This window comes from Paraburkholderia translucens (genome assembly GCF_020881035.1).
Classification (GTDB): domain Bacteria; phylum Pseudomonadota; class Gammaproteobacteria; order Burkholderiales; family Burkholderiaceae; genus Paraburkholderia; species Paraburkholderia translucens.
On sequence record NZ_JAJITC010000008.1, the window covers coordinates 259,548 to 279,446 of the forward strand.

Annotated in this window: 21 protein-coding genes; 8 read left to right on the forward strand and 13 right to left on the reverse strand. The window is 64.8% G+C overall.

The window, feature by feature from the left end; genetic code table 11:
* Nucleotides 1-71 precede the first annotated feature (71 nt).
* The 5 genes from LJ655_RS17320 to kynB all read right to left on the reverse strand — a co-directional run bounded on the left by LJ655_RS17320 (nt 72) and on the right by kynB (nt 4,274).
* Complete coding sequence (locus tag LJ655_RS17320) at nt 72-356, reverse strand: contact-dependent growth inhibition system immunity protein (RefSeq protein ID WP_230562466.1); 285 nt, start codon at nt 354-356, stop codon at nt 72-74.
* A gap of 20 nt (nt 357-376) precedes the next feature.
* Nucleotides 377-1,207: an RNase A-like domain-containing protein gene (locus LJ655_RS17325; protein WP_230562467.1), complete on the reverse strand. Its 831-nt coding sequence runs from the start codon at nt 1,205-1,207 to the stop codon at nt 377-379.
* Between the two features lie 190 nt (nt 1,208-1,397).
* A complete protein-coding gene (gene kynA / locus LJ655_RS17330) occupies nt 1,398-2,324 on the reverse strand; it encodes a tryptophan 2,3-dioxygenase (protein WP_230562468.1) in 927 nt (308 codons plus the stop codon).
* 11 nt (nt 2,325-2,335) lie between these two features.
* Nucleotides 2,336-3,586, reverse strand: coding sequence for a kynureninase (gene kynU, locus LJ655_RS17335; RefSeq protein ID WP_230562469.1), 1,251 nt, complete (start codon nt 3,584-3,586; stop codon nt 2,336-2,338).
* 49 nt (nt 3,587-3,635) lie between these two features.
* Nucleotides 3,636-4,274 carry an arylformamidase gene (gene kynB, locus LJ655_RS17340; protein WP_230562470.1) on the reverse strand — a complete coding sequence of 213 codons (639 nt, stop codon included), beginning with the start codon at nt 4,272-4,274 and terminating at the stop codon, nt 3,636-3,638.
* A 130-nt stretch (nt 4,275-4,404) separates the two neighbouring features.
* On the opposite strand from kynB, the gene LJ655_RS17345 reads away from it, so the two are divergent.
* On the forward strand, nt 4,405-4,920 hold the full coding sequence (locus LJ655_RS17345; protein ID WP_230562471.1) for an Lrp/AsnC family transcriptional regulator: 516 nt from the start codon (nt 4,405-4,407) through the stop codon (nt 4,918-4,920).
* Between the two features lie 59 nt (nt 4,921-4,979).
* Here LJ655_RS17345 and LJ655_RS17350 read toward each other — a convergent pair whose 3' ends face one another.
* Nucleotides 4,980-5,489, reverse strand: coding sequence for a flavin reductase family protein (locus LJ655_RS17350; RefSeq protein WP_230562472.1), 510 nt, complete (start codon nt 5,487-5,489; stop codon nt 4,980-4,982).
* Nucleotides 5,490-5,886: 397 nt separating this feature from the next.
* Here LJ655_RS17350 and msrA point away from each other — a divergent pair, with 397 nt between their 5' ends.
* Entirely contained in the window at nt 5,887-6,426 is a 540-nt protein-coding gene (msrA, locus tag LJ655_RS17355) for a peptide-methionine (S)-S-oxide reductase MsrA (RefSeq protein WP_230562473.1), read from the forward strand.
* 82 nt (nt 6,427-6,508) lie between these two features.
* Here msrA and LJ655_RS17360 read toward each other — a convergent pair whose 3' ends face one another.
* Both LJ655_RS17360 and pdxH read right to left on the reverse strand, forming a co-directional pair.
* Complete coding sequence (locus LJ655_RS17360) at nt 6,509-7,723, reverse strand: SAM-dependent methyltransferase (protein ID WP_230562474.1); 1,215 nt, start codon at nt 7,721-7,723, stop codon at nt 6,509-6,511.
* Between the two features lie 138 nt (nt 7,724-7,861).
* Nucleotides 7,862-8,503, reverse strand: a complete 642-nt coding sequence (gene pdxH / locus LJ655_RS17365; RefSeq protein ID WP_230562475.1) for a pyridoxamine 5'-phosphate oxidase — start codon at nt 8,501-8,503, stop codon at nt 7,862-7,864.
* Nucleotides 8,504-8,744: 241 nt separating this feature from the next.
* On the opposite strand from pdxH, the gene tcdA reads away from it, so the two are divergent.
* The gene (gene tcdA / locus LJ655_RS17370) at nt 8,745-9,602 is read left to right on the forward strand and encodes a tRNA cyclic N6-threonylcarbamoyladenosine(37) synthase TcdA (protein ID WP_230562476.1); all 858 of its coding nucleotides are present in this window, start codon (nt 8,745-8,747) and stop codon (nt 9,600-9,602) included.
* A 62-nt stretch (nt 9,603-9,664) separates the two neighbouring features.
* On the opposite strand, the gene trxA is transcribed toward tcdA, so the two are convergent.
* A complete protein-coding gene (gene trxA / locus LJ655_RS17375; protein WP_230562477.1) occupies nt 9,665-10,513 on the reverse strand; it encodes a thioredoxin in 849 nt (282 codons plus the stop codon).
* Between the two features lie 90 nt (nt 10,514-10,603).
* Complete coding sequence (locus LJ655_RS17380) at nt 10,604-11,479, reverse strand: pirin family protein (RefSeq protein ID WP_230562478.1); 876 nt, start codon at nt 11,477-11,479, stop codon at nt 10,604-10,606.
* A gap of 167 nt (nt 11,480-11,646) precedes the next feature.
* Here LJ655_RS17380 and LJ655_RS17385 point away from each other — a divergent pair, with 167 nt between their 5' ends.
* The gene (locus LJ655_RS17385) at nt 11,647-12,528 is read left to right on the forward strand and encodes an EamA family transporter (RefSeq protein ID WP_230562479.1); all 882 of its coding nucleotides are present in this window, start codon (nt 11,647-11,649) and stop codon (nt 12,526-12,528) included.
* 27 nt (nt 12,529-12,555) lie between these two features.
* Here LJ655_RS17385 and LJ655_RS17390 read toward each other — a convergent pair whose 3' ends face one another.
* Nucleotides 12,556-14,154 (reverse strand): N-acetylmuramoyl-L-alanine amidase, encoded by a 1,599-nt coding sequence (locus LJ655_RS17390; RefSeq protein ID WP_230562480.1) that lies wholly within the window; start codon nt 14,152-14,154, stop codon nt 12,556-12,558.
* On the reverse strand, nt 14,148-14,732 hold the full coding sequence (gene tsaE, locus LJ655_RS17395) for a tRNA (adenosine(37)-N6)-threonylcarbamoyltransferase complex ATPase subunit type 1 TsaE (protein ID WP_230562481.1): 585 nt from the start codon (nt 14,730-14,732) through the stop codon (nt 14,148-14,150). Before tsaE ends, LJ655_RS17390 begins: the two co-directional genes overlap by 7 nt.
* 17 nt (nt 14,733-14,749) lie before the next feature.
* On the opposite strand from tsaE, the gene queG reads away from it, so the two are divergent.
* The 3 genes from queG to xerD all read left to right on the forward strand — a co-directional run bounded on the left by queG (nt 14,750) and on the right by xerD (nt 17,511).
* Nucleotides 14,750-15,979: a tRNA epoxyqueuosine(34) reductase QueG gene (gene queG, locus LJ655_RS17400; RefSeq protein ID WP_230562482.1), complete on the forward strand. Its 1,230-nt coding sequence runs from the start codon at nt 14,750-14,752 to the stop codon at nt 15,977-15,979.
* 108 nt (nt 15,980-16,087) lie between these two features.
* Nucleotides 16,088-16,558, forward strand: coding sequence for a methylated-DNA--[protein]-cysteine S-methyltransferase (locus LJ655_RS17405; protein ID WP_230562483.1), 471 nt, complete (start codon nt 16,088-16,090; stop codon nt 16,556-16,558).
* Nucleotides 16,555-17,511, forward strand: coding sequence for a site-specific tyrosine recombinase XerD (gene xerD, locus LJ655_RS17410; RefSeq protein WP_230562484.1), 957 nt, complete (start codon nt 16,555-16,557; stop codon nt 17,509-17,511). Before LJ655_RS17405 ends, xerD begins: the two co-directional genes overlap by 4 nt.
* Before the next feature lie 42 nt (nt 17,512-17,553).
* On the opposite strand, the gene LJ655_RS17415 is transcribed toward xerD, so the two are convergent.
* On the reverse strand, nt 17,554-19,116 hold the full coding sequence (locus tag LJ655_RS17415; protein WP_230562521.1) for a class I adenylate-forming enzyme family protein: 1,563 nt from the start codon (nt 19,114-19,116) through the stop codon (nt 17,554-17,556).
* Nucleotides 19,117-19,270: 154 nt separating this feature from the next.
* On the opposite strand from LJ655_RS17415, the gene ybaK reads away from it, so the two are divergent.
* Nucleotides 19,271-19,762: a Cys-tRNA(Pro) deacylase gene (gene ybaK, locus LJ655_RS17420; protein ID WP_230562485.1), complete on the forward strand. Its 492-nt coding sequence runs from the start codon at nt 19,271-19,273 to the stop codon at nt 19,760-19,762.
* Nucleotides 19,763-19,899 lie beyond the last annotated feature (137 nt).

A 19,899-nucleotide genomic window follows, 5' to 3' on the forward strand; every position in this document is an offset into this window, starting at 1 on the left:
GCCAGATGAATTGAAAGTACGCAGAAGCTCCACCAGACTGTGTGGGGCCGTGCCGTGGAAGGAGGCGCAGGCTATACACTCAGAAGAAGACGCCTGAGCTCGTCAAGAAAGGATTCGGTGGTGTGACCCCACAGTGTCGGATCGAACTGCCTGCCAAAATTTTCCTCAAAGGCTGCGTCAAGATTTCCAGCGTGATCTCTCTTGAACCGGTCTATGTCGGCCACCTTCGCGTTAATCATGTCTGGCGTGCATCCGCTTGCACAAGCCCGAACCAGATCTTCAATTGTCTCTCCCCAGTAGTCGGAATCTTCATTGAAGTAGACACCGATCAATTGATCCAGATTGTCGTATCTCATATATCGATATTCACTCGAAATCAGTCACTGAGAATCGCCGTGAGAATGTAGCAGGGCATTCTGTTATACGTTTCGTATTTCAAGACAACCCATACTTTACTGCTGTTCACCAACGTGTCGGTCTTCCTGACCAATGCATAACCCACCTTTCTTCCGACGTCCTTCTCCAGCCTCAGAGGCTCTTTCGGTCCTTTCGTCCATGCGTTAATCAGTAAGGCATTTGCGCGCATCGTTTCCGATATAGCCCACTCTGCCTCCTCAAGATTTACGAACGACGATACTACGCGTCTTGTCGGCTCCAGCCTGAGCCTCTCCCGCAACTGCGTTTCAGTCCGTCCGACGTGCTTCGAAATCGTATGCCCACCAATCCGGCTGCCCGCCCTCGCCTCATGCATGTGCAAGTGGATCCGGCCCATCGTGACGCTCGTGGCGCGGGCCGCCCTGATCGAGCCAGCAAAGCCGAATGGCACGGCGATGTCGAGGGACAGGCCGATATTGTTCGCCATGTCGGGGCTCGCCTTCATCGCTTCAGCGAGTTTCGTCGTGCCCTGCTGGGTCAACGTGGCCGTGTCCTGACCAGTCCAGACCTGCCTCAGGCCTGCAGCCGCCGAGTCCGAGCCATGTACCCCGAACGTCACACAGCCGGCTTTGCTCGCCATCGTCGGCTCGGGCAAAACGCACAGCGCACCTGCACCGACCATTTCCAGCACGCCGCCGACGATCCGCAACCCGCCCCAAAGCCGGTTGGAAAACATCTCCGTCTGACTGATCGACTGGTGGGATAGCACGGCTACGAGTTGTGGAGCACTCAGTACAACCTTCACTCCTTCGGTGTTATCGGCACCGGGCATATCGAAACCCTCTGGTGTTTTTATGGGGTTTCGATGCTGCCTTGCTGACCATCTCTCAGGATTCGGACAACTCCGAATCTTCCGTAGCCCGATGCGAGGGACCTGTTCTGCATCGAGCGGGAATAGCCGCGAGCATTGCGCTCGCCGTGATTCTCCCGTTGCGGGGAAAGTACCTCGCACCCGCTAACCGTTACAGCACCGTCCGCACATGCCACAGCTCGGGAAACAGCACGACGTCGAGCATCTTGCGCAGATACGGCGCGCCGCTCGTGCCGCCGGTGCCCTGTTTGAAGCCAATGATGCGCTCGACCGTCGTCACGTGGCGGAAGCGCCATTGGCGGAACGCGTCTTCGAGATCGACGAGTTCCTCGGCCATCTCGTATAGATCCCAATGCCCGGACGGATTTCGATACACCTCGAGCCACGCCGCTTCGACCGAGGCGTCATGTTCGGTCGGCTTCGTCCAGTCGCGTTCGAGCCGCGCGGGCGAAATCGCGAAGCCGCGCCGCGCGAGGAGGCGCACCACTTCGTCGTAGAACGACGGCGCTTCGAGCGATGCCTTCACTTGCGCGTACACGTCGGCGCGATGCGCGTGCGGCTTCAGCATCTGCTCGTTCTTGTTGCCGAGCAGGAATTCGATCTGCCGGTACTGATACGACTGGAAGCCCGACGAGCCGCCGAGGTAAGGCCGCATCGCCGTGTATTCGGACGGCGTCAGCGTCGCGAGCACGCTCCACGCCTGCACCAGTTGCTCCATGATCCGCGAGACGCGCGCGAGCATCTTGAATGCGGGCGGCAACTCGTCGCGATGCACGGCCGCGAGCGCCGCGCGCAGCTCATAGAGCGCCAGCTTCATCCACAGCTCGCTCGTCTGATGCTGGATGATGAACAGCATCTCGTTGTGATCCGGCGACAACGGATGCTGCGCATCGAGCAGCGTGCCGAGCGACAGATAATCGCCGTAGCTCATCGACTCCGAGAAGTCGAGCTGCGCGTCGTGCCAGCCGCTGTCGGCCGCGCTCGCCTGGGCAGCCGCCGCCTTCTGCCCATGGCCGAACGGGCAGCCTTGTGCCGCCGGTTCTTCTGGCAAGCCCGGCGTGTGCATGTGATCGGTCATTTCTGCAATCCTCAGGTAACGGCGCCGCGCTGGGCGAATTCGGGAGCCCGCCAGGCCTCGCGCGTGAGCACGTCGCGCAACGTTTCGACGGCGTCCCATACGTCGACGAAGCGCGTGTACAGCGGCGTGAAGCCGAAGCGCAGCACATGCGGCTCGCGATAGTCGCCGATCACGCCGCGCGCGATCAGCGCCTGCATCACCTCATAGCCGTGCGGATGTTCGAAGCTCGCATGCGAGCCACGCTGCGCATGCTCACGCGGCGTCACGAGCTTGAGCGGAAAGTCGCCGCAACGTGTCTCGACGAGTTCGATGAACAGATCGGTCAGCGCGAGCGACTTTGCGCGGACCGCCTGCATGGTCGTTTGCAGGAACACGTCGAGCCCGCATTCGACGAGCGCCATCGACACCATCGGCTGCGTGCCGCACAGGTAGCGGCCGATACCGTTATCGGGTTGATACGACGGGTTCATCTCGAACGGCGCGCGATGCCCCCACCAGCCCGACAGCGGCTGGGCGAACTCGTTCTGGTGACGCTTGGGCACCCACACGAACGCGGGCGAGCCGGGGCCGCCGTTCAGATACTTGTACGTGCAGCCGACCGCGTAGTCGGCGTTCACGCCGTTCAGATCGACTGGCACCGCGCCCGCCGAATGCGCGAGATCCCACAGCGCGAGCGCGCCCCTGTCGTGGATCAGCTTCGTGAGCGCGGCCATGTCGTGCATGTAGCCGGTGCGGTAGTTGACGTGCGTGAGCATCGCGATCGCGGTGTCCGCGCCGATCGCGTCAGGCAGCTCTGACGGATCGTCGACGAGGCGCAGCTCGTAGCCGCGATCGAGCTGCTCGATCAATCCCTGCGCGATATACAGATCGCTCGGAAAATTTGAGCGCTCGGACACGATCACGCGACGCTTCGGATCGCGCGTATTCGCGAGCCGCACCGCCGCCGACAGCAGCTTGAACAGATTGATCGAGATCGTATCGGTAATCACGACCTCGTCCTTGGCCGCGCCGATCAGCGGCGCGAGCTTGTTGCCGAGCCGGCGCGGCAGCGCGAACCAGCCCGCGTTGTTCCAACTGCGGATCAGGCCTTCGCCCCATTCGGCGGCGATCACGGTCTGCGCGCGCTGCGCGGCGGCGGCCGGCGGCACGCCGAGCGAGTTGCCGTCGAGATAGATGGTGGTCGGCGACAACGCGAACTGGTCGCGCAGCGCTGCGAGCGGGTCGGCGCCGTCGAGCGCCACTGCTTCGTCACGATGATTCATGGTGAGTCCGAAAGGTTGGGGCGGTCAGCCTGGTGTTGCATGTTTTGTCTCATGTGCATCCCGGCAGCGCGCGCAGCACCGCGCGCACCGGGCTCGCGTCGAGCGTGGTCAGCTTCAGCGGGAGCGCGATCAGTTCGTAGTCGCCGGGCTCGACCGCGTCGAGCACGATGCCTTCGAGAATTGCCATCCGGTGCGCGCGAATCCTGTGATGCGCGTCCATCGTCCTGGATTCCTGCGGATCGAGCGACGGCGTATCGATGCCGATCAGCTTGACGCCGCGCGCGGCGAGCAGATCGACGGTCTCGGGCGCGACCGCGCAGAACGCGCTGTCCCACTCGCGCGTCGGCGCCTTTCTGTAAGTGCGCAGTAAGACTCGCGGCGGCAGATCGTCGAGCGAGCCAGCCAGGTGTTGTGGCGTCACAACAGGCGACGCGCCGATACAGTGAATCACTCTGCATAAACCTAAGTACGCGTCGAGGGACACGTCGCCGATCGCGGCGCCGTCGGCGTCGTAGTGCAGCGGCGCATCAGCATGCGCGCCGGTGTGCGGCGAGATCGTCAGACGCGCGACATTGACGGGCGAGCCAGTCTCCATGCGCCAGACGCGCTCGATGCCGACCGGCGTGTCGCCCGGCCAGACGGGCGTGGCGGTATCGACGGCGGGGGTGATGTCCCAAAGTGCTCGCATGACGCTTCCGGCGCAAGATGACTGTCTCTGAATCATAGAGGTCGAGCCGCGAAATGTGATTGCGAAAAAATCTCCTTCTTTGCCGTGTCTTGGAACATAATTTGAGTCAAACGGAAAAGGGAGACCGAATATGAACGCGATCTCGCTCGACGCCACCGATTGCCGTATCTTGACGGTGCTGCAGCAGGAAGGAAGGATCAGCAACCTCGACCTCGCGGAGCGCATCTCGCTCTCGCCATCGGCCTGTTTGCGACGGCTGCGTCTGCTGGAGGAGCAGGGCGTCATCGAGCATTACCGCGCTTGTCTGAACCGCGAAGTATTGGGATTCGAGCTGGAAGCGTTCGTGCAGGTATCGATGCGCAACGACCAGCAGAACTGGCACGAGCGCTTTGCCGAAGCGCTACGCGACTGGCCCGAAGTGGTCGGCGCGTTCGTCGTGACCGGCGAGACCCATTATCTGCTGCGGGTGCTCGTGCACAACCTCAAACACTATTCTGATTTCGTGCTCAATCGCCTCTACAAGGCGCCGGGCGTGATGGACATCCGTTCGAACATCGTGCTCGAAACGCTGAAGGAAGATTCGGGCGTGCCGGTGTCGCTCGTGAAGAAGGCCAGCGGGCACGGGGCGACGCATAGCGAGCGCTGAGGAAAATGAGGGCGGGGGCGCGCAGGGTTTGCCCCGCCTGATTGACCGACCCTAAGCGCTCAAAGCGGCTTCAGGCCGTGGAACTGGCCGCTCTGGAACACCAGCGGCAGGATCTCCGCGGCATTTTCGTGCACGCCGCAGCGTTCCACTTCACCGACGAAAATGACGTGGTCGCCTTCCTCGTAGCGGCTGCGGTTATGGCATTCGAACCACGCGAGCGCGCCGTCGAGCACCGGCATGCCGGTGTCGCCCGCCGCGTGCGACACGCCCTCGAAGCGGTCGCCCTTCACGGTCGCGAAGCGCTTGCACAGATCGAGCTGCGAGGCGGCCAGCACGTTGACGACATAGTGACTGTTGGCGCGGAATACCGGCATCGACGCCGAGCGCGTCGCGAGACTCCACAGCACGAGCGGCGGGTCGAGCGACACCGAGTTGAAGGAACTGGCCGTAATGCCGATCAGTTGGCCGGACGCGGCGCGCGTCGTGATCACGGTGACGCCGGTCGCGAACTGGCTGAGTGCCTGTTTGAAGGCGCTCTGATCGAAGTTGGGCGGGCTCGCGCGCTTCATTGGGGCAAGGTCCCCGGCGCGCGCCGTGTGAAAGACGGGCTAAAGTGGGAATAAGCGCACAGACATGCGGGGCTGGCAGCGGATTTTTCGAAAGTCATGGTGAAAAGCGTGGATTTCCACCAATTTTAACTGCATTCGCCGCGCGAGCCGCACAGCTTGTGTGCGTGTGCCGGTAGCGGTGGAGATATTCGCCCATCGTACGACGGCGTTTCTATACTCGATATTGGTACGGTCGGATTTTCCGGAATCGCGCACCGCGTCGCGCGACGGATGTTTGGCGTGTACCTTTCAGGACGCGTTTTCGGCCATATATTCCAATGCGGCGGCAGACCCGGCGGCGTTACACAGGCCCGCGGGTTGCTCATCATTTCGTGATTCTGATCCTGGAGTGAAGCTTATGAACGAGACGGCAACGCTCGGCGGTGGATGTTTCTGGTGCCTCGAAGCGGTGTATCTGGGTGTCGAGGGCGTCAATGCGGTGGAGTCGGGTTATGCGGGAGGGCACACGCGCCATCCGAGCTATGAGCAGGTCTGCGATGGCGACACCGGTCACGCGGAAGTGGTCAAGGTCGATTTCGATCCGGCGAAGATCAGCTATCGCGAGATTCTCGACATCTTCTTCGCGATCCACGATCCCACCCAGCTGAACCGGCAGGGCAACGACGTCGGCACACAATACCGCTCGGTGATCTTCACGCATTCCGACGCGCAGCGCGAAACCGCGCTGCAGGCGATTCGCGAGATCGGGGAAAAGGGCATTTACGATGGCAAGATCGTGACTGAGGTGCTGCCGCTCGGCGAGAACTACTGGCCCGCCGAGGCGTATCACCAGAACTACTTCGCGCAGCACCCGAATCAGGGCTACTGCTCGTTCGTGGTCGCGCCGAAGGTCGCGAAATTCCGCCAGAAATTCGCGCACCGGATCAAGGCCGGTTGACGGCGGGGCGGTGCGCCTGCAATCGGCAGCAGGCGGATGCTCGAGGCCCGCGCTCGGCGCAACCGGTCACAGCCGGGCCGGCTCACAGCGGCTTTTCGTACATGTAGCGGCGCGACCAGGGCAGGGTTTTCGCGCTGCGGCCGGCCTTGCGGCACACGACCTGAAAGATCGACACGTCGTCGTTCTCGAACGCATACGCGCAGCCGGCCAGATACACGCGCCAGATGCGGAATTTTTCGTCGTCGACGAGCTTGCGGGCTGCGTCCGCATGGGCCTCGAAATTCTCCGCCCAGATATCGAGCGTGTGCGCATAGTGACGGCGCAGGCTTTCGACGTCAACCGGTTCGAGGCCGCCGCGCTGCATCGATTCGAGCGCGAGGCTGATGTGCGGCAGCTCGCCGTCCGGGAACACGTAGCGGTCGATGAACTCGCCGCCGCCGAGCGCGGTTTCGCCGCTATCGGCGTCGCTCGACGTAATGCCGTGATTCATGGCGATGCCGTCGTCGGCGAGCAGATCGTGCATCTTCTGGAAATAACCCGCCAGGTTCTTGCGGCCGACGTGCTCGAACATGCCGACGCTCGTGATGCGGTCGAACTGCCCCTGCACGTCGCGATAGTCCTGCAGGCGGATTTCGATCCGGTCTGCGAGACCCGCCGCCTTCACGCGCGCTGTAGCGAGATCGAACTGGTTTTGCGACAGCGTGACGCCCACGCACTGCGCGCCGAACTTCCGGGCGGCCCGCAGCACGAGCGCGCCCCAGCCGCAGCCGATGTCGAGCAGACGCTGGCCCGGCTGCAGCTGGATTTTGGTCAGAATGTGATCGATTTTCTTTAGCTGTGCCGTCGCGAGATCTTCGGTGCCGGTCTCGAAGTATGCGCATGAGTAGACCATGTTCTCGTCGAGCCACAGCTTGTAGAACTCGTTCGAGACGTCGTAGTGATACTGGATCGCTTTCTTGTCCGAGCTCTTCGAGTGATTGAAGTAGCGCCGTACTCGCGCGAGCTTGCTGGCGCTCGTCACGGTGCTGCGAGCAAGCTGGTAGCCGATATTGATGATGTCCGACAGCTTGCCCTCGATGTCGATCTTGCCTTTCACATAGGCTTCGCCCAGATTGTCGAGGCTCGGTTCGAGCAGATAGGGCAGCGCGGTTGCGCTCTTCACGTGTAGCGTGACCTGGGGCGCGGCGAACTGCCCGAAGTCGTGTTGCTGACCGTCCCACAGCACGAGGCGTGCGGGCAGGTTAGCTTTGGTTTTGACATCTTCAACCCACTGCGCCAGCTTTTTCTCCCAGAACATGCGATCTCTCCGTGTTCGATGATTTAAAGCAAAGCTGTGTGGATCGCGACGGGGCGCGGCGCATTCCGCGGGCCGCGCAACGCAATCCCGCCGGCGCGTGCCGCCACATTGGCGGCATGGCCGGCGTCATTCGTCGGGTCAGGGCGACAGGCGCGCGATTTGCCAGATGCCGCCTTCTTGCGCGCGCGTAAAGAGCAGACGATCATGCAGTCGCGACGGCCGCCCCTGCCAGAATTCGATCGCGTCGGGCACCAGACGGTAGCCGCCCCAGTGCGGCGGACGCGGAGGATTGTCGCCGTATTGCAGGCTGATTTCGCGTTCGCGTACTTCAAGCTGCGAACGGCTTTCAATCACCTGACTCTGATTCGAAGCCCATGCACCGATGCGCGAGCCGAGCGGACGAGACGCGAAATACGCATCGCTGTCCGCTTCGCTCGTCTTGACGACGCGGCCCTCGATGCGCACCTGGCGCTCGAGTTCGATCCAGTGAAACAGCAGGCTCGCGTAGGGATTCGCGCTTAGCTCGCGGCCCTTGCGGCTCTCGTAATTGGTGAAGAACACGAAACCGCGTTCGTCGACCCCCTTGATCAGCACGATGCGTGCCGATGGCCGGCCGCGCGCGTCTACCGTAGCGAGGGTCATCGCATTCGGCTCGGGCAGCCTGGCGTCGATTGCCTGCTGGAACCACGTGTCGAATTGACGGAATGGATCGTGGTTGACGTCGGCAACGTCCAGTGACCCCAGCGAATAGTTTTTTCGAAGCTCGGCGAGGGAGATCATGTTCTTATGCGAACGCTACAGTAAGGCAAGTATAACTAAGGAGCCGGTTTTTTGCGCGCGAGCGGATCAACGTATCGCGCGGCGCATGTTGCCCCAGCGCAAGCCTGCAACGTTGCGCCGCTGCAAGGAGTCCGGCGCGGCGGCTTTCACGGCTTCAGGCAAAATACGGGCTGCGCGCGCTGGTCTGTGCCAGAACGCCGCCGCTTTCTCCGTTCCGCCTGTGTCTTCGAGCCCTGCCATCATGTCCAGCACCACCGCGCAATCCGATCTTACTACCAGCCTCGACGCGAATGAATCCGCCGATCGGGCACGCCGTTTCGGCGGCATTGCGCGTCTGTACGGCGCACCTGCGCTCGCCGCGTTCGAGCGCGCGCACGTCGCGGTGATCGGTATCGGCGGGGTGGGGTCGTGGGTCGCGGAGGCGCTTGCGCGCAGCGCGCTCGGCACGCTGACGCTGATCGATCTCGACAACGTCGCGGAAAGCAACACGAACCGGCAGATTCACGCGCTCGACGGCAACTACGGAAAGCCGAAGGTCGAAGCGATGGCCGAACGCATCGCGGCGATCAATCCGCATTGCGACGTGCGGCTGATCGAAGACTTCGTCGAGCCGGACAATTTCGCGGCGACGCTCGGCGGCGGCTTCGATTACGTGATCGACGCGATCGACAGCGTGCGCACGAAGACCGCGCTGATCGCGTGGTGCGTCGAGCGCAAGCAGCCGCTGATCACGATCGGCGGCGCGGGCGGTCAGCTCGACCCGACGCGCATCCGCATCGACGATCTCGCGCTGACGATTCAGGATCCGCTGCTCTCGAAGGTGCGCGGCCAGTTGCGCAAACAGCATGGCTTTCCGCGCGGGCCAAAGGCGAAGTTCAAGGTGAGCGCCGTGTATTCGGACGAGCCGTTGATCTATCCGGAGGCGGCCGTCTGCGATATCGATGAAGAAGCCGAGCACGTGAGCACCTCGCCCGGACATACGGGGCCGGTCGGGTTGAATTGCGCGGGGTTTGGGTCGAGCGTGTGCGTGACCGCGAGCTTTGGTTTCGCGGCCGCGGCGTATGTCTTACGGGAGTTGGGGAAGAAGGCGGCGGTTTAGGCGGCCGGATTCTTCAACCCGCACACCACCCAACCCGCCGCACGGCGAATCGCCACGAGCGATCAGTACAACGACGCGCTCAATTTGCGCCGCCACTGTGACACCAGCTCCGGCTGATGCGCGGCCAGATCGAACACCGACAACATCGTCTTGCGGCCGATATCGTCGCGGAACGCGCGGTCGCGCTGCACGATCGCGAGAAGCTGTTCCAGCGCCTGCGCATATTTGCGCCGCGCGATAAATGCATTCGCGAGATCGAAGCGCGCCTCGAGATCGTCCGGGTTGCCGGCGACGCGCGCCTCGAGCGCATCGGTGGGCGGCAGGTCGGCGGCGGCGTCCACCGCGTCGAGCCGCGTCTTGATCGCGTTGAAGCGCGCGTCGATGCCTTGCGTGGTTTTCGGCGACAGCAGATCGACTTCGTTGCGCGCCTCGTCGATGCGATTGTCTTCGAGCAGCAACTCGATGCGGTCCATGCGTGCGTCGTCGAAGCCCGGGTCGTACGCGAGCGCCGCTTGCAGCAGATCGTACGCGTCGTCGCGGCGGCCTTCGGCGAGCGCGGTCTGCGCCTCGATGCGCGCGCCCGGCGCACCCTGCGGCACGAGCCGGTCGAGGAACTCGCGCAGCTGTCCTTCCGTCAGCACGCCGACGAACTGATCGACCGGCTGGCCGTCGGCGAATGCGATGACGTGCGGAATGCTGCGCACCTGGAAGTGCGCGGCCAGTTCGTGATTCTCGTCCACGTTGACCTTGACGAGTTTCCATTTGCCGGCCGCTTCGGCTTCGAGCTTTTCGAGCATCGGGCCGAGACTCTTGCAGGGGCCGCACCATGGCGCCCAGAAATCGACCAGCACGGGGGCCAGCAGCGACGCCTTGATGACGTCCTGTTCGAAAGTGGCCAGAGTGGTGTCCATTGCGTCCTCGTCGATAGAAACGGTTTGTGGCTAGTTGGGGCCGAAGCGCGCGAATTCAATGCGGTCCTTGCGCGCGCGGTCCCGGGGCCGTCACTTGCGCTGCGGCAGCGGAATCCATTCGGTTTCGCCGGGCACGTGGCCCATCTCCTGATTCGTCCATGCGAGCTTCGCCGCTTCGATCTTCTCGCGCGAGCTCGCCACGAAGTTCCATTCGATAAAGCGCTCGCCGTCGAGCTTTTCGCCGCCGAGCAACATCACGCGCGCGCCGTCCGTGCTCGCGAGGGTGACGGTTTCGTCGAGCGCGAGCACGGCCATCTGGCCCGCTTCGAGCGGCGTGCCGTCGATCTCCAGATCGCCTTCCACCAGATACACGCCGCGCTCCTCGTGTTCGGGTTCGAGCGCGAACGCGCTGCCCGGCGTGAAGTTGGCGGCGACGTACAACGTGCCCGAAAACGTCGCGACCGGCGACACCGCGCCGAACGCGGCGCCCGCGATCACGCGCAGCGTCACACCGTTGCGCTCGACGACCGGCAAGGTCGCGGCCGCATGATGCGCGAACGACGGCTCGGCGTCTTCATCGGCGAGCGGCAGCGCGACCCAGGTCTGGATGCCGTGAATCTTCTGGCCGCGTGCGCGGTCTTCCGGCGGCGTGCGCTCCGAATGGACGATGCCGCGCCCCGCCGTCATCCAGTTGACGTCGCCGGGGACGATCTTCTGCTCGGAGCCGAGGCTGTCGCGGTGCATGATCGCGCCGTCGAACAGATAGGTGACGGTGGCGAGGCCGATGTGCGGATGCGGGCGCACGTCGAGGCCGGTGCCGGGTTCGAGGGTCGCGGGGCCCATGTGGTCGAAGAAGATGAACGGGCCGATCAGGCGCGCGGCCAGCGCCGGCAGCACGCGCCGCACGGTCAGATTGCCGATATCGCGCAAATGCGGTTTCAGGACGGCTTTGATCGAGGAACTCATGGGCAGGCTCGACGTGAAAGTGAAAGAGGAGGGCACGAATGGTCGATTCTACTGCGCGGCGCGTGCGGCCGACGGCAACGGCGCAGGCACGCCACGGGCGGGCGCAATGAATCGAAATCGCGGCCTCCGCTACACTGGCGGATCGAACCATCACATTGGAGACGCGGATGTCGCCCAGGGACTTGCTGCTCGCGCTGATCGTCGTGATCGCGTGGGGTGTCAACTTCGTCGTGATCAAGGTCGGCTTGCATGGCGTGCCGCCCATGCTCCTCGGTGCGCTGCGCTTCACGCTCGCGGCAGTGCCGGCGGTGTTTTTCGTCAAGCGGCCGCAGTTGCCGTGGCGGTGGCTGTTCGCCTACGGCGCGACGATCTCGTTCGGGCAGTTCGCGTTCCTGTTCTCGGCGATGTACGTCGGCATGCCGGCGGGGCTCGCGTCGCTGGTTTTACAGGCGCAGGCGTTTTTCACGCTGATCTTCGCGGCGCTGTTTCTGCACGAGCGCTTCCATTTGCCGAATGTCGCCGGTCTGCTGATCGCCGCGGCGGGCCTCGCGGTGATCGGTCTGCAAGGCGGCCACACGATGTCGCTCGCCGGCTTCCTGTTGACGCTGTGCGCCGCGTGCATGTGGGCGCTCGGCAATATCGTCACGAAGAAGGTCGGCAAGGTCGATCTGGTTGGGCTCGTCGTGTGGGGCAGCCTGATTCCGCCGCTGCCGTTTTTCGCGGCGTCGGCTGTGTTCGAAGGGCCGCGCGAGATCGCGACCGCGCTGAGCGGCATCAGCGCGCTGTCGATTTTCGCGATCGTCTATCTCGCCTTTGTCGCGACGTTACTCGGCTATGGTTTGTGGAGCCGTCTGCTGTCGCGCTATCCGGCCAGCCAGGTCGCGCCGTTCTCACTGCTGGTGCCGATCGTCGGGCTCGCGTCGGCGTCGCTGCTGCTTGGCGAGCAACTCTCCGAGATGCAGGTGGCGGGCGCGCTGCTCGTGATGGCGGGGCTCGCGGTCAACGTGTTCGGCGGCTGGGTCGTGCAGCGTTTGATGCCAGCGCGTTGAGCGCCGGTTGCACCTCGCCCGACGACATCACGTCATGCGGTTCTTGGCGAGCGGCGGATTGGCCGCGAAATAGCGCTTGATGCCGGCCAGGATCGCATTGGCCATCTTGTCGCGATAGGCGTCGTCGTTCAGGCGGCGCTCTTCGTCCGGATTGCTGATGAACGCGGTCTCGACGAGGATCGACGGAATGTCCGGCGCCTTCAGCACCGCGAATCCGGCCTGCTCGACCGAGCCCTTGTGCAGCTTGTTGATGTCGCCGATCTCCTTGAGCACGAAGTTGCCGTAGCGCATCGAGTCGCGAATCTGCGCGGTGGTCGACATATCGAACAGCGCGCGGCTCACGGTCGCGTCGTCGGACTTGATGTTGATGCCGCCGATCAGGTCCGACGAGTTCTCCTTGTTCGCCATCCAGCGCGCGGCCGCGCTCGACGCGCCGTGCTCCGACAGCGCGAACACCGAGGAGCCCTTCGCTTCGGGCGTGGTGAACGCGTCCGCGTGGATCGACACGAACAGGTCCGCCCCGACGCGGCGTGCTTTCTGCACGCGCACGTTCAGCGGCACGAAGAAGTCGGCATCGCGCGTCATCATCGCGCGCATGTTCGGCTGCGCGTCGATCTTCGCGCGCAGCTTCTTCGCGATGTCGAGCGCGATGTGCTTCTCATAGCTGCCGCCGCCGCCGATCGCGCCCGGGTCTTCGCCGCCATGACCCGGATCGATCGCGACCGTGAGCAATCGCACGGTGTTGCCGCGGCTCGACTTCGGCGTGGTGAACGCGTAGGTGTCGTCGCTGTTGCCGAGGTTCTCGCTGTCAGGGCCGCGCGCGGGAGTGCCGTTGCTGGTGTTGCCGCCCTTGTTGCGGGCGATCGCGGCGGGCGGCGCAAGCGGAGCGGCGGGCGTCGCCTGCCGGCCGGCGATGACCGGTGGCGGCGTCGCGCCACGCGCGGGGGGATGCGGTACGCCCGTCGCGGCGCCGTTACCGGCGCCGTTGCCCGCACCGCCGTTCTGCGCGTAACGCTCGAAGAACGCCTCGCTGTTGTCGACGGGCGGCGGCGTGCCGGGGCCGGCGAGCGTCGCGGGAGGCGCACTGTTTTGTTCGTCGAGCGCCTGCTGCTTGCGCTCGGTCTGCGCGAGCAGTTCCATCAGCGGATCGGGCGCGACTGCGGGATACAGGTCGAACACGAGCCGGTACCTGTACGCGCCGACCGGCGGCAGCGCGAACACCTGCGGCTTCACCGAGCCCTTCAGGTCGAACACCATGCGCACGACATGGGGCTGATACTGCCCGACCCGCACCGACGAAATCTGCGGATCGTTCGGCGTGATCTTCGACACCAGATCCTTCAGCGCCTGATCGAGATTGAGCCCGTTCAGATCGACGACGAGCCGGTCCGGTCCCTGCAGCAGTTGCTGCGTGTTCTGCAGCGGCTGGTCGGATTCGATCGTCACGCGCGTGTAGTCGCGCGCGGGCCACACGCGCACGCCGAGCACCGAGCTCGCCAAGGCGAGGCGCGGCGCGACGAGACCGAGCACGAGCGTCGACGCGCCCGCGCGCAGAATCTGCCGGCGCCGCCAGTTATGCGTTGCGCCCGCGGCCGATTCGATCGAGTGGAATGGTTTGATTAACATCTTTCGAGACATGCCTTTCCTGATTCGCTATAGGCGCGTGCGACGAGTACGCGTGCGTCCGCGTTTGCGTCCACGTTGCCGCTGAGCCCGAGCGAGAAGACGAGATCCGGCACGCCGAGCAGCAAGCCCGCGCGTTGCGGCCATTCGACGAGGCAGACCGCGCCGCTGTCGAAATATTCGCGAAAGCCCGCGTCGGCCCATTCGGCCGGATCGGTGAATCGGTACAGATCGAAGTGATAAAGCGCGAGTTCCCCGGCGGGCCGCTCGAGCAGGTACGGTTCGACGAGCGTGTAGGTCGGACTGCGCACGCGGCCGGTGTGGCCGAGGCCGCGCAAGGTTGCGCGTACGAGCGTGGTTTTGCCGGCGCCGAGGTCGCCGAGCAGTTGGACTTGCAGGCCGTGGAACGCGAGGCCGCTTGCGGTCTCCGGCTGGGCCCGCGAGTCAGCGCGCACGCTTTCGATCGCCTGTGCGAAGCGCGCGCCGAATGCCTGAGTGGCGGCTTCGTCCGCGAGCGCGAATGTGCGTTCGAGCAGCACGGGAGCGGACGGTAGGGTCGCGTGATCGGGATTGGCAGGCATTCTCGTAAAATGGCGTGATGAACCGAAGTCCGAAGTCCCCTGATTCCTGCACGCCCGCGCTGGCCGATGATGCCGCGCGAGTCTCGTGTGCAACGTCCCGTTTCGATGAAGCGGCGCTGCGTGCGCTTGCGCTCGACATCAAGACATGGGGCCGTGAGCTCGGTTTCGGGGCAATCGGCATCAGCGATACCGATCTGTCGGCCGCCGAAGCGCCGCTTGCAGCATGGCTCGAAGCGGGTTGCCACGGCGAGATGGATTATATGGCCAAACACGGCATGAAACGCGCGCGGCCGGCCGAGCTTGTGGCCGGCACGCGACGCGTGATCACCGCGCGCATCGCCTATTTGCCCGCGCAGATGCGGGAGGCAGAGGCGGCCGAAGGGGCGCGCGACTGGCGCACGGCCGAGCTCGCGCGGCTCGCGGACCCGTCGACAGCGGTCGTGTCGATCTATGCGCGCGGCCGCGACTATCACAAGGTGCTGCGACATCGCCTGCAACAACTGGCCGACCGGATCGAAGCGGCGATCGGGCCGTTCGGCTATCGCGTGTTCACCGATTCGGCGCCGGTACTCGAAGTCGAGCTCGCGCAGAAGGCCGGCATCGGCTGGCGCGGCAAGCACACGCTGCTGTTGCAGCGCGACGCCGGCTCGCTGTTCTTTCTCGGCGAGATCTACGTCGATATCCCGCTGCCGGCCGATGCCGAGACCTCGCCCGAGGCCGCGCCCGAAACGCCGGGCTCGCATTGCGGCAGCTGCACGCGTTGCATCGGCGCCTGTCCGACCGGCGCGATCGTCGCGCCGTACAAGGTCGACGCGCGGCGCTGCATCTCGTATCTGACGATCGAACTGAAGGGCAGCATTCCGCTCGACATGCGCCCGCTGATCGGCAATCGCGTGTATGGCTGCGACGACTGCCAGCTCGTGTGTCCGTGGAACAAGTTCGCGCAGGCCGCGCCGGTCGCCGATTTCGACGTGCGGCATGGGCTCGATCGCGCGTCCCTGGTCGAATTGTTCGCGTGGAGTGCGGACGAGTTCGACACGCGCATGCAGGGCAGCGCGATTCGCCGCATCGGTTATGAGAGCTGGCTGCGCAATCTCGCGGTCGGCATGGGCAACGCGTTGCGCGCCGCGCCCGCGAGCCTTGACGCCGACGCGCGTACCTCGATCGTGCGGGCATTGAGGCAGCGCGCCGACGATCCGTCGGCGCTCGTGCGCGAGCATGTGGAGTGGGCGCTCGAAGCGGCGTAAAGTTGGCGCAATTCGGTGGCTGCAATTCGGTGGCTGCAAATCGGCGGCTGTCAATCGGTGACGGCAATTCTGTGCCGGTAAGTTGGCACGCAAGAGGAACAGGCAATCATGTTTGACGCAGTGATCGACGCCCCGTTCGGCAAGGTCGGCATCCGGCTCGAAGGCGAGGCCGTGCGTGAGATCGTCTATCTACCCGATTCAGCGAGCAACGTCGCGCCCACGACGCCGCTCGCGCGCGAGGCGGCCGAGCAGATCGAGCGTTACTTCGAGCGCGCCTCAGCCAGGTTCGAGCTGCCGCTCGCCGAGTGCGGCACCGCGTTCCAGCGGCGCGTGTGGCAGGCGATCAACGAGATCCCGCCGGGCGTCGTGTTGACCTACGGGCAACTCGCGAAGCAGCTCGGCAGCGCACCGCGCGCGGTCGGCCAGGCGTGCGGCGCGAATTTCTTTCCGATCGTGATTCCGTGTCACCGCGTGGTGAGTTCGAGCGGCATCGGCGGCTTCGCGCACGATGGCGGCGACGGCTTCTTTCGCAACGTGAAGCGCTGGCTGCTCGCGCATGAAGGGGTGCCGTACGCATGAGCGCCAGCACCGCTACCGCCGCACTTGTCGAAGCCCCAGCCCTACCCGCAGCCTCGCCGCTGCTGCTGAGCAGCTTCACGTCGATCGACGCCTTCTGCGACGCGCTGTGGCTCGAACACGGCCTGTCGCGCAACACGCTCGACGCGTATCGCCGCGACTTGCGCCTGTTCTGCGAGTGGCTCGCGCACACGCGCAACACCTCGCTCGACCTCGCGGGCGAAGCGGACCTGACCGCCTACAGCGCGGCGCGGCAAAAGGACAAGGCGACCTCGGCGAACCGCCGGCTGTCGGTATTTCGCCGCTATTACGCATGGGCGGTGCGCGAGCATCGCGCGGCTGCCGACCCTACCTTGCGCATCCGCTCGGCGAAGCAGCCGCCGCGGTTTCCGTCGACGTTGAGCGAAGCGCAGGTCGAAGCGTTGCTCGGCGCACCCGACATCGGCACGCCGCTGGGCTTGCGTGATCGCACGATGCTCGAGCTGATGTACGCGAGCGGCTTGCGCGTGACCGAACTGGTCACACTGAAAACCGTCGAGGTCGGGCTCAACGAAGGCGTCGTGCGCGTGACGGGCAAGGGCTCGAAGGAGCGGCTGATTCCGTTCGGCGAAGAGGCGCATGCGTGGATCGAGCGTTATCTGCGCGACGCGCGCCCGGCGCTGCTCGGCGCGCGCGCGGCCGATGCACTGTTCGTGACGGCGCGCGCGGAAGGCATGACGCGCCAGCAGTTCTGGAACATCATCAAGCGGCATGCGCAGGTGGCGGGCGTTCATGCGCCGTTGTCGCCGCATACGCTGCGGCACGCGTTCGCGACCCATCTGCTCAATCACGGCGCGGATCTGCGCGTCGTGCAATTGCTGCTCGGCCACACCGATATTTCGACGACGCAGATCTACACGCACGTCGCGCGCGAACGTTTGAAATCGCTGCACGCGCAGCATCATCCGCGCGGGTGAGCGCGCCACGAAGCGCAGGCGCGTGCAACGGCGCGCGCCGTTTCACACGAACTCGCGCAGCCGATGCTTGAGAATCTTCCCGGTCGACGCAGCCGGCAGCGCCGCGAGCACCTTCAACTCGGCCGGCCGCTTGTACGGCGCGAGCCGTTCACCGCACCACGCGATCAGCTCCGCGGGCGTGACCGTCGCGCCTGATACCAGTTCGACGAACGCGATCACTTCCTCGTTGCCCTCGACCGCGCGTCCGATCACCGCCGACTGCACGACTTGCGGATGCGCGTTCAGCACGTGCTCGACCTCGGCCGGATACACATTGAAGCCCGAGCGGATGATCAGCTCCTTGCTGCGCCCGACGATATGCAACGCATCGTCCGCGTCACGCCGCGCGAGGTCGCCGGTTTTCAGCCAGCCGTCTTCGGTGAGCGCTGCGCGCGTCTGCTCGGGGCTGCGATAGTAGCCAAGCATCACGTTCGGCCCGCGCACCCACAGTTCGCCGATCTCGCCTGGCGCCGCTTCCGCGCCGTCGAGCCCGACGAACTTCACCTCGACGCCGGGAATCACCTCGCCGGCCGAGCAGTCGCTGCGCGGCGCGTCGAGCATCGTGTGCGACACGGTCGGGCTGCTTTCGGTCATGCCGTAGCCGTTGTGCAGCGGCAGGCCGTACACGGCTTCGGCCTGCGCCTTGAGCGCCGCGTCGAGCGGTGAGCCGCCCGAATAAGCGAAGCGCAAGCGCGGCGCGGACCATGCGTGGCCGTGCGTGTGCAGATGTTCGAGCAGCTTCGCGTGCATCGCCGGCACGCCCTGGAAGATCGACACGCGCTCGTCGGCCAGTGCGCGGCGCACCGCTTCTGGCGCGAAGCGCGGCGCGAGCCGCAATGTCGCGCCCGCATGCAGGCTGCCGAGGCACACCGACGCGAAGCCGTACACGTGCGAGATCGGCAGCACCGCATAGACGACGTCGTCCGGCCCGACCCGGCGCAACCGGCTCGACACCGCCGCGATGTAAAGCAGATTGCGATGCGACAGCATCACGCCCTTCGGCGCGCCGGTGGTGCCGGTCGTGTAGATCAGCGCCGCGCATTGGCGATCGTTGGCGGCTTCGACCGGTTCGCGCTCCACGCTGCTATCCACCGCATACGACCATGCGCCGATGTCCGGCGACAGCGTGGGTGCCTGTGCTGCCTGATGGCGCTCGGCATGCTGGCGCGCGTCGGGCGAGCTTTCGATCGCATACGCGACGACGCGCGGCTGCGCGTGCGCACGGATCGAATCGAGCTCGGCCGCGGATAGCCGTGCGTTCGACACGAGCGCCCATGCATCGAGCTGCGCGGTCGCAAACAGCAGCACGATCTGCGCGATGCTGTTCTCTGCGACGATCATCACGCGATCGCCGCCGCGCACGCCCCAATCGCGCAGCAGCGCGGCGGCGGCATCGACGGCTTCACGCAGTTGTGCGTAGGTCAGGCGGCGCGCATCTTCGATCAGCGCGACATGCTGCGGATCGCGCGCGGCGGCGAGCGCGGGAATGTCGCTGATGCGCGCGGGCAGGGCGGCGAGCAACGCGGGGATGTCGATCGTCCAACGGTTGGATGAGGCTGAGTTCAACACTCTCTCTCTCTCCTAAAAGCGGATCATTGCCCTTGCCTCAGTACCGCACACCGCAGGCATGTTCCCGAACGATCGTGCCACAGGCGCCGACGCCGCACAATCGACCGTTCGGCGAATAGCCGTTGTGCAAACTCGCCATTACAATGCGCCGATGAGCAAATCCAGACACGTCTCCGAAACGCCCGCCACGCAGTTTCTGCGCCGTCACGGCGTCCCGTTCGGCGAGCATCCTTACGACTACGTCGAGCATGGCGGCACTGCGGAATCGTCGCGCCAGCTCGGCGTCGACGAGCATCACGTCGTGAAGACGCTGGTGATGGAAGACGAACACGCGAAGCCGCTGATCGTGCTGATGCACGGCGATCGCACCGTCAGCACGAAGAATCTCGCGCGGCAGGTCGGCGCGAAGCGGGTCGAGCCGTGCAAGCCCGACGTCGCGAACCGGCATTCGGGTTATCTGATCGGCGGCACGTCGCCGTTCGGCACGCGCAAGCAGATGCCGGTGTATGTCGAGTCGACTATTCTCGAGATGGACAAAATCTGGCTGAACGGCGGACGGCGTGGCTTTCTCGTCAGTATCGAGCCGAACGCGCTGACTGATTTGCTGGCGGCAAAGCCGGTGCAGTGCGCGAGCGTGGACTGACGCCCATCCGCGCGTTGACGTGTGCCTGAATGTGTTTCGCGCGTACGCGTTCGGTAAAATGTGCGCCGCCCCGTTTCGGCGGGCATGCCCTGTTGCGGTTGGGGCGTCGAATGTCAGACCGCGATCCTTATAAGAGT

What these genes read in the sequence shown, in the direction of transcription:
- LJ655_RS17325 (WP_230562467.1), bottom strand. Translation starts at nt 1,207, where the DNA reads ATGCCCGGTGCCGATAACACCGAAGGAGTGAAGGTTGTACTGAGTGCT.
- LJ655_RS17380 (WP_230562478.1), bottom strand. Translation starts at nt 11,479, where the DNA reads ATGAGTTCCTCGATCAAAGCCGTCCTGAAACCGCATTTGCGCGATATC.
- ybaK (WP_230562485.1), top strand. Translation starts at nt 19,271, where the DNA reads ATGAGCAAATCCAGACACGTCTCCGAAACGCCCGCCACGCAGTTTCTG.
- LJ655_RS17405 (WP_230562483.1), top strand. Translation starts at nt 16,088, where the DNA reads ATGTTTGACGCAGTGATCGACGCCCCGTTCGGCAAGGTCGGCATCCGG.
- LJ655_RS17385 (WP_230562479.1), top strand. Translation starts at nt 11,647, where the DNA reads ATGTCGCCCAGGGACTTGCTGCTCGCGCTGATCGTCGTGATCGCGTGG.
- LJ655_RS17360 (WP_230562474.1), bottom strand. Translation starts at nt 7,723, where the DNA reads ATGTTCTGGGAGAAAAAGCTGGCGCAGTGGGTTGAAGATGTCAAAACC.
- pdxH (WP_230562475.1), bottom strand. Translation starts at nt 8,503, where the DNA reads ATGATCTCCCTCGCCGAGCTTCGAAAAAACTATTCGCTGGGGTCACTG.
- LJ655_RS17345 (WP_230562471.1), top strand. Translation starts at nt 4,405, where the DNA reads ATGAACGCGATCTCGCTCGACGCCACCGATTGCCGTATCTTGACGGTG.
- kynB (WP_230562470.1), bottom strand. Translation starts at nt 4,274, where the DNA reads ATGCGAGCACTTTGGGACATCACCCCCGCCGTCGATACCGCCACGCCC.
- xerD (WP_230562484.1), top strand. Translation starts at nt 16,555, where the DNA reads ATGAGCGCCAGCACCGCTACCGCCGCACTTGTCGAAGCCCCAGCCCTA.
- trxA (WP_230562477.1), bottom strand. Translation starts at nt 10,513, where the DNA reads ATGGACACCACTCTGGCCACTTTCGAACAGGACGTCATCAAGGCGTCG.
- queG (WP_230562482.1), top strand. Translation starts at nt 14,750, where the DNA reads ATGAACCGAAGTCCGAAGTCCCCTGATTCCTGCACGCCCGCGCTGGCC.
- LJ655_RS17320 (WP_230562466.1), bottom strand. Translation starts at nt 356, where the DNA reads ATGAGATACGACAATCTGGATCAATTGATCGGTGTCTACTTCAATGAA.
- tcdA (WP_230562476.1), top strand. Translation starts at nt 8,745, where the DNA reads ATGTCCAGCACCACCGCGCAATCCGATCTTACTACCAGCCTCGACGCG.
- LJ655_RS17390 (WP_230562480.1), bottom strand. Translation starts at nt 14,154, where the DNA reads ATGTTAATCAAACCATTCCACTCGATCGAATCGGCCGCGGGCGCAACG.
- tsaE (WP_230562481.1), bottom strand. Translation starts at nt 14,732, where the DNA reads ATGCCTGCCAATCCCGATCACGCGACCCTACCGTCCGCTCCCGTGCTG.
- msrA (WP_230562473.1), top strand. Translation starts at nt 5,887, where the DNA reads ATGAACGAGACGGCAACGCTCGGCGGTGGATGTTTCTGGTGCCTCGAA.
- kynU (WP_230562469.1), bottom strand. Translation starts at nt 3,586, where the DNA reads ATGAATCATCGTGACGAAGCAGTGGCGCTCGACGGCGCCGACCCGCTC.
- LJ655_RS17350 (WP_230562472.1), bottom strand. Translation starts at nt 5,489, where the DNA reads ATGAAGCGCGCGAGCCCGCCCAACTTCGATCAGAGCGCCTTCAAACAG.
- kynA (WP_230562468.1), bottom strand. Translation starts at nt 2,324, where the DNA reads ATGACCGATCACATGCACACGCCGGGCTTGCCAGAAGAACCGGCGGCA.